A 12,675-nucleotide genomic window follows, 5' to 3' on the forward strand; every position below is an offset into this window, starting at 1 on the left:
CGAGGTTCAGTATATTCCATTATTATGAAAAATAGCCGCATCCCGATTCTTTTACTGATCATTCTTTTTTCTTCCTGTCAAAAAAAAGACACATTATTCACACTACTCAATTCGGGTGAAACCGGAATAGAATTTAATAATTTCATAGACGAAGATGCCGAAAACAATGTTCTCGAATACGGATATTTTTACAATGGCGGAGGCGTGGCAGCAGCAGATTTTAACAATGACGGGCTGGTGGATGTATACTTTACCGGCAATATGGTGGCCAATAAATTATATCTCAACAAAGGAGATTTCAAATTTGAGGATGTTTCAGAAAAATCAGGAACGGCTTTAAATGTTGGCTGGAAAACAGGTGTTTCACTGGTTGATATTAATGATGATGGCTGGATTGACATTTACGTAAGTCGCGCTGGCGCACAGGATGCGAATCTCAGAAGAAATAAATTGTACGTCAATAATGGCAAAACCGCTGACGGAATTCCGGTTTTTACGGAAAGATCAAAAGAGTATGGATTGGATGACGATTCCTACACTACGCAGGCCGTATTTTTTGATTATGACAGAGATGGAGATACAGATTGTTTTTTGTTGAATCACTCGATCCAGAAATATGCCGGTTTCACAAATCTGATCGCGAATTATAGAGAACAGAAAAACCCGATTTATGGGAATAAGTTGTTGAGAAATGATAACAATAAATTCACCAACGTTACGGATTCCTCAGGTATCGTTTCTAATGTTTTGAGTTTTGGATTAGGGATCAATGTCAACGATTTCAACAACGACGGCTGGCCGGATATCTACATTTCCAATGATTATAACGAAAATGATTATCTGTATCTCAACGATAAAAACGGAAAATTTAAAGAAGTCATCCGTGACGCAACAGGCCACGTTTCTCTCTATTCAATGGGAACCGACGCGGCTGATTTAAACAATGATGGCTGGACGGATATTTTGACATTGGATATGCTTCCGGAAGGCAATGAACGTATCAAACTGACAGCCGGAGACGATAATTATGACAAATACCAGCAACTTTTACGCGCCGGTTTTCATGACCAGACTATGCGGAATATGTTGCAGGTCAATAATGGAGTTAACGAAAATGGCATTCCTGTTTTTAGCGAAATTGGTCAGTTGGCTGGTGTTTCAAATACCGATTGGAGTTGGTCTGGTTTAATGGCGGATTTTGATAATGATGGCTGGAAAGACATTTTTGTTTCCAACGGATATGCTCGTGATTATACGAATATGGAGTTCTTGAAATATTCCACGGATCTGCAAGCCAATGCCGGTAAGGACGGGAAAGTGCCAAGCCAAATGGAAATCATTGCACAAATGCCGCCTATTAACGGTCCGAGCTATATTTTCCAGAACCAGAAAAACCTGACTTTTGCTAAGAAAACAACAGACTGGGGTTTTGATGAAAAAAACCAGGCAAACGGAGCTATTTACGCGGATCTGGATAATGATGGGGATCTTGATTTGATTACCAATAACGTTAACCAGAAAGCATTTGTCTACAAAAATAATGCAGAACAAAAGCTCAAAAACAAATTCCTGAAAGTAAAACTGGAAGCTCCAAAATACGCCGTGATGGCCGGAGCGCGTGTTACACTTTACAGCGATTCATTAACCCAGACACAGAATTTCATGCCCGTCCGAGGATTTCAGTCTGCTCAGTGGGACGGGATTCATTTTGGTTTGGGGCATGATACTGAAATTGATTCACTGCAAATTTCCTGGGCCGATGGAAAAACACAGACTCTAAAAAATGTTTCTGGTAATGCTTTAACCTTGAATTACAGCAAAGCCACTTTGCCGGTATCAGTAATTATCCCACCCAAAACGGGAATTTTTGAAAAAGTGACGATGATTGATTTTAAACACAGCGAAGATCCGAGAAATGATTTCCGGGTACAAACTTTGCTTCCCGCAATGCTTTCCTATCAAGGCCCGCATATTGCACATAAGGATTTGAACGGCGATGGCATTGAAGATCTTTACATTGGCGGCGCACGTGGACAAGCCAAAGGAATTTTTATGAGTAATAAATCCGGGCAGTGGATTCTTTCTCCTCAGGAAGTTTTCACACAAGATGTGGCTTATGAAGATGCGGATATGGAATTTTTTGATGCGGATAATGACGGTGATGCAGATTTGTTGGTAACAAGCGCAGGTTATGAATTAAACGCCGTTGATAAACTTTTGCAATCCAGATTGTACATCAATGACAAAGGAAAATGGTCGCGTGCGGAATTTCCAGCCGTGGCTTTGAATGCCTCAACAGTAGCAATTTCCGATGTAGATATAGACGGCGATCTGGATATTTTTCTGGGTGTCAGGGTTACGCCGGGAAGATTTCCGGAAAGTGCGGGTGGTTCACTTTTGATCAATGATGGAAAAGGGAAATTTGCAGACCAAACTACGGCGCTTGCTCCGCAACTTTCAAAAGTCGGGATGGTTACCGACGCTTCCTGGCAGGATTTGAACAAAGATGGATTTCCGGAATTAATCATCGTTTCCGACTGGATGCCGGTCAGGATTTTTTCCAATCAAAAAGGCAAACTTACGGATGCAAGTATTGCCTGGGGAACTGCAAAACTCAACGGTTGCTGGAATACAATTCAGCAAGCAGATATGGATGGTGACGGCGATATCGATTTTGTTGTAGGAAATATGGGAAGCAACTGGCAGTGGAATATCACATCACCAAAAGGCCTGACTTTATATGCAAATGACTATGACAAGCTGGGCCGGATTGTTCCGGTAATCAGTGTTACCGAAGGAGAAAAGCAATTTCCCTATGCCAGTCGTGATGAATTGCTGGACCAGATTCCTTCACTTAAAAAGAAATTTCCAAATTACGTAAGTTATTCCAAAGCCAGTTTGTCAGAAATTTTGCCACAGGAAAAACTGGATGCTGCACAGAAATTATTTGCCAACGAATGGAGAAGCGGAATTCTTGAAAATAAAAATGGGACAATGATTTTTCATCCGTTGCCATTGGAAGCACAGTTCGCGCCGATCTATGCCATTTCTCTGACAGACGTAAATAATGACGGTCGTGCTGATATTTTATTGGGTGGAAATTTGAACCATACCCGTGTAAGAGTGGGCAGAAACGACGCGAATTATGTCCAGCTTTTTGTTAATAAGGGAAACCTGAACTTTGATTATATTCCTCAAAAAACTTCCGGATTGTTTGTAAAAGGGGAAGTTCGGGATCTGCTTACGTTACCTGTTGGCAAGGAAAATATTTTGATTGCCACGGTAAATAATTCCGCCGTTTTGACTTATAAACTGAACGGTTTAAATCCCAAAGTCAAACCATAATCTATCTTGTAAAACATTTTTGAGCTGCCACGAATTTACGGCCATAAAGTAATAATTGTATCTTTGAATTCACTTCCTGCAAAACCGCGATTTCTGGTTAGGGTTGTGAATTCAAAACAATTGAACGAGAATTATAAATGAATAAATATTTAGCTGCTTTCATCTTTACTTTTTGTCTGATAACCGCTAATACACAAGCGCAGGAAATTAAAACGGCAGAAAGTGATTCTTTGAAAGTTGTCCTGGATTCCACTGATAAATCATTACCTGCTCTAACTGATTCTTTACCAAAACCGAAAATGACAAAACCCCAATCTGCTTGGAGTTTTGGATTAAATGGCGGTTATAGTTATCGTTTGCCCAATGCAGGAACACGTTCAGATACGCCTTACTCAAAATATCTCAGAGGATTAAAGACTGGTTTCTCAATAGGAGCAGACGGACACAAATTTTTCTGGCCGCGTGTTGGCCTTGGTTTAAAATATAATTTCTACAAAAGCAAAGGCGAGTACGACGCTGATTTCAGCGACGATATTTCCATTCAGTTTGTTGGCCCGTCATTTATATATCAGTCGCCATTTGAAAATGGAAAAACGTCTGTTCTCGCAGGTTTTGCCATGGGATATCAATCTTATAAAAATAGCGCAAGAGCTTACGGTGAAGATTTTACACTTAGAGGAAGTGCTACCGGCTGGGCTATGAGTCTGGGACTGGAACAAAAATTAAGTGAACATTTTGCGCTGAATCTGACAGGCGCCTGCTATTTGGGTACATCCTACAAATTCAGAAAACAAATGGCCGGGCATACAGAGACAATCAAGCTCACAAGAGAAAATTTTGAAGATCTGTCCCGTATTGAAATCACCCTTGGATTGAAATTTCTACATTAATACTTTCGTTTTGTTTTATGATTAAGTAAGGGAAAAGTTGGACAAAAAAGTCTTACTTGTGTAACCTTGACAGGCTATTTTAAAAATGAATTTTCAAACGGTAGATTATACCGTTTCTGGACTTAATCTGTTAAGCATTTTCAATCTTTTCTTTCATAAGATTTCCAGGGCCTAAACCACTGGATACAAATCGAAGTATGATGTTAAAACCCCGTTTATTCCTAATCCTTTGTGCAGTTATTTGCTGCATATCCGTTAGCACATTTGCTTCCCCGCCGAAGCCGGTTAAAGACAAAAAACCGCTTGTCGTGTTTGTGACAGGCGATCACGAGTATAGCGGAGAAGAAACCTTGCCTTTGATCGCTGCCGAACTTGAAAAAAATTACGGCATGCGCACGATCGTTTTAAAAGCTTATCCGGATCATAATGCGGAAAAAAATATTCCCGGTCTGGAAGCACTTAAAGACGCTGATCTGGTTGTTTTTTATCTTCGCTGGCGACAACTGCCAAAAGAGCAGCTTGCGCACATAGAAGCTTATTTAAAAACCGGAAAACCGGTGATGGGTTTCCGTACAACCACGCACGCATTTAATTATCCAAAAGGTGATGAAAATGAAAAGTGGAATGCTTTTGGAGAATTTGCTCTGAACGCACCTCCGGGCTGGGGCGGAAAGGCTGCCCATACACATTACGGACATAACAGCAGCACGGATGTTTCCGTGATTGCCGCACAGGCAAATAACCCGATTCTTACCGGCGTTTCTCCAAATTTCCACGTTCGTTCATGGTTATACCGTGTTTTGCCAGATTACCCAACAAAAGGTTCTACCTGGCTTTTGATGGGAAAATCTGTTAATCCGGATAAAGAAGCTATTGAAAATCCGGTAGCCTGGACAGGCACCAATTCTTTCGGCGGAAAAGTTTTCATGACGACCATGGGGCATCCGGACGACTTCAAACTTGAACCATTTCAGCATTTAATAATCAATGCCATTCACTGGGAACTAGGTCAGAAAGTGCCAAAAACCTGGAAAGGCAAAATCGATATCAACGTTCCTTACAGAGAAGCGAAATAGTGTAGTCCGCTGCATGCCAGGCAATTATTGGCACGTCAGAAACCTTTCTTAAATTTTTGAATCATTATCAAAAATCAAAATGTCTAAACCCGGAAAAATAAGCTTCAATGTATCAGTCATCCTTTTCTCGCTGGCTATCATTGCTTTCAGCGCTTTTCAGTTCAGTGAACCGAATACGCTGAAAATTAAAAAAGGTTCTCACATTATGCTGATCGGCAATAATCTGGGATCGCGTATGATGAACTACGGTTCTTTTGAAACAGAAATGCAGGTCAGATATCCGGACAGTTCGCTCTATATCCGCAATATGTGTGATGGCGGCGATACCCCGGGATTTCGTCCGCACGCAAGTCGTAATCTTCCCTGGGCATTCCCTGGTGCTGAAAAATTCCAGACAGAACTTGCCAATAATTCTCAAAGTGAGGGCCATTTTGAAACGCCCGATCAATGGCTTACCCGTTTGAAAACGGATATTATTATCGCTTTTTTTGGTTATAATGAATCCTTCAACGGACCAGCAGGTGTAGCAAATTACAAGGCTGAACTTGATGCTTTTGTAAAATATACATTGAGTCAAAAATATAATGGTATTATGGCTCCACAACTGGCGCTGGTGTCACCAATCGCTTTTGAGGATTTATCTGCCAAAATGGATTTGCCGAACGGAAAGAAAGAAAATATTAATATCGCGCTTTATGCAAAGGCAATGAAAGAAGTTGCTGATCAGAACAAAGTTCTTTACATTGACGCTTTTACGCCTTCTCAAAAATGGTATGACACTACTGCCGAGCCATTGACCATTGACGGTTCCCAACTTACGGCCGCGGGTTATGAAAAATTTGGCTTGTTGTTGTCCGATCAGCTTTTCGGAAAAGTAAAACCAAAGGCAGAAGCAAACCGGAAACTGGTTGAAGCAGCCGTTTTGGAAAAAAACTGGATGTGGCACAACGATTTTAAAATTCCAAATGGCGTTCACGTTTATGGTCGTCGGTACAATCCGTTTGGTCAGGATAATTATCCTGCTGAAATCCAGAAAATCCGTGAACTAACTGATATTCGCGATCAGGCTGTATGGCTTGCTGCGTCGAAAGGTGAAAAACTGGATCTTGCTGTTGCGGATAAGAATACTTCGCCATTGCCCCCGGTAAAAACCAATTTCAATCCTGAGAAAAACGGAAGTCTGACTTATTTGTACGGAGCAGATGCATTGGCCAAACTAAAAGTACCGGAAGGTTATAAAATTGACCTTTTTGCCTCGGAAGAGGAATTTCCGGATTTGGCAAAACCGATGCAAATGTCTTTTGATAATAAAGGCAGACTGTGGATTGCAACCATGCCAAGTTACCCGCATTACAAACCGGGTGATTCGAAACCTAATGATAAAATCATCATTCTGGAAGATACCAACAATGACGGAAAAGCAGATAAACAAACTGTTTTTGCAGACGGATTGCATCTTCCGCTTGGTTTTGAAATTGCAAAAGAAGGCGTTTATGTTTCGCAGGGAACAAACCTGAAAATCCTGATGGATACCGATGGTGACGGAAAAGCGGACAAAAGTGAAATTCTTTTAAGTGGTTTTGATGACCACGATACGCACCACAACAGTCACGCATTTACAGTAGATCCGTCAGGAGCGATTTATTCAGGTGAAGGTGTGTTTTTGCATACCAACGTTGAGACTTCCTATGGGCCGGTTCGTGCTACAAACGGTGGTTTTTACCGTTATGCACCACAACTTCATAAACTGGAACGCACAGCACAACTTTCTATTCCAAACCCGTGGGGAATTGCTTTTGACGATTGGGGACAACCATTTTTTGCAGAAACTTCTGGTCCGGATGTGCGTTGGATGATGCCTGGATCAGTTTTGCCAAGATATGGTGAATTCACGCACAAAGGCCCAACGCTGATCGAGGAAGCACACAAGGTGCGCCCGACATCAGGTCTGGAATTTGTTTCAAGCCGTCATTTTCCTGACAATATCCAGGGCGATTTCCTGATCAACAATACCATCGGATTTTTGGGTACAAAAGAACATACTTTGACGGATGACGGAACAGGTTATGCCAGTCATCACAGAGCAGATCTGCTCGTCAGTGAAGATAAAAATTTCCGTCCGGTGGATATGGAATTTGCTCCCGATGGTTCACTTTATGTGATCGACTGGCACAATATCCTGATTGGTCATATGCAGCATAATGCCCGCGATCCTTTGCGTGATCACTCACATGGACGTGTTTATCGTATTACATATCCGTCAAGACCACTTGTTACGCCTGCAAAAATTGATGGCGCAAGTATTGAACAGCTTTTTGAAAATCTGAAACTTCCTGAATACCGCACCCGTTACAGAACGCGCCGTGAATTGAGAGGAAGAGATGTTAACCAGGTTTTGTCAAAACTTACGGTTTGGGTAAACGGATTGGATAAAAACGATCCGAAATACGAACACCATCTTTTAGAAGGACTTTGGGTAAGCTGGGGAATGGATAAGGTGGATCAGAAACTGTTAAAACAGGTTTTGAAAGCCAAAGATTATCACGCCAGAGCGGCAGCTGTTACAGTTGTACGTTATACAGGCCACCAGGTTCCGGATCAGGCGAATTTGCTGATGCAGGCAGCTCAGGATGAAAACAGCAGGGTTCGACTTGCAGCAATTGTTGCAGCCTCTTGGATCGGTAAGGAAAAAGGTTTGCCAATTCTGGCGGAAGCTAAGAAAAAACCTCTGGATGAATGGATGATTCATGCTTATGATGCAGCAGTTGCCCATTTGAAAGGTGAAAATGTCAAAAAGGAAAAAGAGGAAATTTCTAATTCAGGTTTGAAAGGAAACGAACTTGCTTTGTTCAATCAGGGAAAAATAATTTATGCCAAGGATGGCTATTGCACAACATGCCACCAACCTGATGGCAAAGGACTTGAAGCTTCCGGTTTTCCTCCGCTTACCAGTAATAAATGGGTAATGGGTAATGACGACCGTTTAATCAAAATTGTTCTGAAAGGACTTCTCGGCCCTATTGATGTAAACGGGAAAAAATATCCTGGACAGGTTCCTATGACACCTTTTGGTGGTTTGCTTAATGACAATGAAGTCGCGGCTGTATTAACCTATGTCAGAAATTCTTTTGGAAATAAAGGACCTGCCATTCTTCCGGATAAGGTGAAGAAGGTGAGAGCAGCTTCTGAAAAGAAAATTGATTTTTATGCTCCTGATCAATTACTGAAAGATTATCCGATGGATAAATAACTTAGTGGCTGGCAGCTTATAAATTTCGAGGTTTTTTAATAAAGGAGGGTGAACGTATTCACCCTCCTTTTGCTTGGAACGCAATTGATATAGGTCAACCTGATATTAAAACTAAATGATTGCTTAAATTGGGCGTTTTAGTAATTTTGATCAGATTAACCTAGCATTACAAAACAAAAGAAACAGTATGATTAAATACGGAAGACCAATTCCTGTGATTTTTGCAATTTTTCTGCCTATTTTATTATATCTGATTTATGCAATTTCCAATTCTGCCCCTTTGTTTTATGCAGACGATTTTCAATTACTAAATACTGTTTTATGGGTTCAGGAGGTGGATGGTTTCTGGGAAAAGCTTGCCATTCTGATGAACCAGCATAATGAACACCGTATTCTTCTTCCCAGATTGCTGACGCTGCTCGATTATAAAATTGAAGGATCTATCAACTGGAAAACTTTAATTCTCATTGGTAATCTTATCTGGATCGGAAATCTGTGGTTTTTTTGGAAAGGTTTCAGCCATTTTAAGTGGCCGGTCTGGATGTTTATTGCCATTCCTTTTATTTTTTTACAACCTCAATATATTGACAATGTAACCTGGTCGATCAGTATTTTACAGCAATCTGTTATCATTTTCTGGTTTTCGTTATTGACTTATTTATGTTCCAGAAATCGATACAACTGGGCAATTCTGGTTGCAGTGATAGCAACATTTACCCATGGCAATGGAATTTTTAGTTTTATAATCGGAATTACGCTTGCATTACTGGATCGCAAAAAGAGGACAGCACTCATCTGGGTTGTTGTTTGGCTGATCGTGGGCGTGATTTATTTCTGGCATTTTGTCAAAGGCCAGAATGCAGATTTTGGAAAAAGTTTTTCTGATCCCGTAAGACTGATTTCGTCCTTCTTTGCTTTTTTCGGATCGCTTACCCGGATCAGGACCTCAAATGCAAATGCCGCTGTTTTGCTGGGAACTGGTATGGCATTAATTCTGGCAATATATCTGATCCCTAAGTTGAATGCATTACGGTTAAAACCGATGTCGATCCTGAATGGGTTTGATAAAATGCTGCTTGGGAATATTTTATTTCTGGGAATCACCGGGGCACTGGTAAGTGTATCGAGAAGCTGGGCAGGTATTGAAACCGTGCTCGCGCCACGTTATCAGCACTATGCTCCATATGTCTTGTGCTGGGTATATATTGTTGTCCTTTCTTTTTTGAATATTCGAAGCAGAAAGGTGGTTGCCGGGCTTTTTATTGTCTTTGCAGTTTTATTTAATGCACTGAGCTATTTTACGTATAATACCGATATTCAGTATCGGAAAAACTGGCGTGTAGCGGATGAGTCGAACTGGATTAATCATGTCGTTATGTTAGATTATGTCGGGTCACTAAATAGAAATATTAAAGAAACGTATCAGGAAGTCGTTGCTGCGGGTATTTGTAAAATGAATGATAATTTTCGAGGAGTGGCACAATCGGATTCATTAAAGCAAGTAGCTTATGATTTGAATTTTTCTCAGGAGACAATTAGAAATGAAGATGCCAGCGGCGCTTATCAATACCAGTCGCAGATTATCGAAAATAACAATCTGAGAGGCAATACATTCATTTATCTTAAAAGCGGAAATGGAATCGGGTACTGGTTACCTACGCGCCGTCAGCATTCAGGTATTTTAGAATTTCTGAAAACAGGAAAATTGTCTAAACCAGGTTTTAGAGCCGATTTTTTACAGGAAAATTTTCCGGCTGGTGTTTATAAAATCGGGCTTTACAATAATAATAAATTCAGCTGGGCAACTCAGACACTCAGTTTATAGCACAATTTATAATAATCGCTTGGAGAATTTTTTTCTCTTCCAATCCTGTAAAAAAGCTTTTTTTTCTCCCTCCTGATTAGAAAACAGGTTTATGTAAATTGTTTTGGTTTTATAATAATTCCATTACAAGAAATTATTAATATAAGGCAGGAAATATCTGGATTTTACACCTATCAATATTAAAACCGGGTAGGTTATAGAGCAAAAATTTCGTATCTTTGTATGTTTAAAAAGCCCCTGATAAGGCTCTTTTTTTCGTAGAGTAAAACAAACTATATGGCAAACGAAATAGCGAGTGAAGTAAATAATTATTCAGCCGATAACATCCAGGTTCTTGAAGGTTTAGAGGCCGTACGTAAACGTCCGGCCATGTACATTGGTGATACTGGTTTTAAAGGAGTTCACCATTTGATTTGGGAAGTAGTTGACAACTCCATTGATGAGGCAATGGCGGGCTACTGTGACACCATCAACGTTACGATCGAAGAAGACAATTCCATTACCGTTCAGGATAATGGTCGGGGTATTCCAACCGGGCTTATGGCCAAAGAGAAAAAATCAGCGCTTGAAGTCGTTTTGACAGTACTTCATGCCGGTGGTAAATTTGATAAAGACACTTACAAAGTTTCTGGTGGTTTGCATGGTGTGGGTGTTTCCTGCGTTAACGCGCTTTCGATTCACTTACGCGTAGAAATCCACAGAGAAGGAAAAATATTTGAACAGGAGTATAGCGAAGGAAAACCTTTGTATCCTGTACGCATTATCGGGGAATCTGAAAAAACGGGAACGTTTATTCACTTCAAGCCGGATGCTACAATTTTTACGGTTACGGAATATAAATACGAAACCGTAGCAACCCGTTTACGTGAACTATCCTTTTTGAACAAAGGAATCAGAATCACGTTGGCAGACAAACGTGAACTTGATGAAAATGGAGTACCACGTGGTGAAGAATTCCACTCTGAAATCGGGTTGAATGAATTTGTACTTTACCTTGAAGGAACGCGTCAGGCATTAATTCCTGAACCGATCTACATGGAGAATACAAAAGGATCGGTTCCGGTTGAAATTGCGATGATGTATAATACTTCATATGGAGAAAATGTTTTCTCTTATGTGAATAATATCAATACGGTTGAAGGTGGTACACACGTTCAGGGTTTCCGGGCTGCTTTGACAAGAACGCTTAAAAACTATGCGGATAAGTCTGGTGTACTTGCGAAAGAGAAAATCGAGATTAGTGGTGATGACTTCCGTGAAGGTCTGACTGCCGTTATTTCTGTAAAAGTTGCAGAGCCTCAGTTTGAAGGTCAGACTAAAACAAAACTTGGTAACTCGGAAGTTGTGAGTGTGGTAAGCCAGGTGGTAGCAGAAATGCTTGACACTTATCTTGCCGAACATCCAAAGGAAGCCAGAACGATTATTGAAAAAGTTATCCTTGCTGCAAAAGCCCGTATCGCTGCCAAAAAGGCGCGAGAAATGGTTCAGCGAAAGAATATCCTTACAGGTACAGGTTTGCCAGGTAAACTTTCTGACTGTTCAGAAACGGATCCTGCCATTTGCGAATTGTATCTTGTCGAAGGGGACTCGGCCGGTGGAACTGCGAAACAAGGCCGTAACCGCGCATTCCAGGCAATTTTGCCGTTGAGAGGTAAGATTCTTAATGTTGAAAAAGCACAGGAATACAGGATTTATGAAAATGAAGAGATCAAGAATATGTTCACCGCAATGGGTGTGCAGATCGGAAAAGATGGTGACGAAAGAGCGTTGAATATTGACAAACTGCGTTACCACAAGATTGTAATCATGACGGATGCGGATATTGACGGTAGTCACATTCGGACCCTGATTCTTACTTTCTTCTTCCGTTATATGAAGATTTTGATCGATAGCGGTTATATCTATATTGCCCAGCCGCCTTTGTATCTTGTCAAAAAGGGAAAAGAGGAAAGATATTGCTGGACAGAGCAGCAGCGTGAAGAGGCTGTAAAAGCTATTGCTAATGGCCGTGAAGATCTTGTAAATATTCAGCGCTATAAAGGTTTGGGTGAAATGAACGCCGAACAATTATGGAGCACAACAATGAATCCTGATGGCAGAAGTCTTAAACAGGTCTCTGTTGAATCAGCGGCAGAAGCGGATCATTTGTTCTCTATGTTGATGGGAGATGAAGTTGGTCCACGCCGTGATTTCATTGAAAAAAATGCAAAATATGCCCGTGTAGACGTGTAACGGTTAGCACTCGTCGCAGATTATTAAAAACGGATGGCTGACTATGTTCAGTCGTCC

General features: G+C 40.9%; 6 protein-coding genes. All 6 read left to right on the forward strand.

From position 1 onward, the window contains the following. The first annotated feature begins 24 nt into the window (after positions 1 to 24). The gene (locus tag IEE83_RS04240) at positions 25 to 3,345 is read left to right on the forward strand and encodes a VCBS repeat-containing protein (RefSeq protein ID WP_194119379.1); all 3,321 of its coding nucleotides are present in this window, start codon (positions 25 to 27) and stop codon (positions 3,343 to 3,345) included. Positions 3,346 to 3,482: 137 nt separating this feature from the next. Beyond that, positions 3,483 to 4,235, forward strand: a complete 753-nt coding sequence (locus tag IEE83_RS04245) for an outer membrane beta-barrel protein (RefSeq protein ID WP_194119380.1) — start codon at positions 3,483 to 3,485, stop codon at positions 4,233 to 4,235. 197 nt (positions 4,236 to 4,432) lie between these two features. Continuing rightward, positions 4,433 to 5,311, forward strand: coding sequence for a ThuA domain-containing protein (locus IEE83_RS04250; protein WP_194119381.1), 879 nt, complete (start codon positions 4,433 to 4,435; stop codon positions 5,309 to 5,311). Positions 5,312 to 5,390: 79 nt separating this feature from the next. Beyond that, positions 5,391 to 8,561 (forward strand): PVC-type heme-binding CxxCH protein, encoded by a 3,171-nt coding sequence (locus IEE83_RS04255; protein WP_194119382.1) that lies wholly within the window; start codon positions 5,391 to 5,393, stop codon positions 8,559 to 8,561. Positions 8,562 to 8,748: 187 nt separating this feature from the next. Then, positions 8,749 to 10,386 (forward strand): hypothetical protein, encoded by a 1,638-nt coding sequence (locus IEE83_RS04260; protein ID WP_194119383.1) that lies wholly within the window; start codon positions 8,749 to 8,751, stop codon positions 10,384 to 10,386. A 276-nt stretch (positions 10,387 to 10,662) separates the two neighbouring features. Continuing rightward, entirely contained in the window at positions 10,663 to 12,618 is a 1,956-nt protein-coding gene (gene gyrB, locus IEE83_RS04265; protein WP_194119384.1) for a DNA topoisomerase (ATP-hydrolyzing) subunit B, read from the forward strand. The last annotated feature ends 57 nt before the right edge of the window (positions 12,619 to 12,675 follow it).

It is taken from the genome of Dyadobacter subterraneus (assembly GCF_015221875.1).
Taxonomy (GTDB): Bacteria; Bacteroidota; Bacteroidia; order Cytophagales; family Spirosomataceae; genus Dyadobacter; species Dyadobacter subterraneus.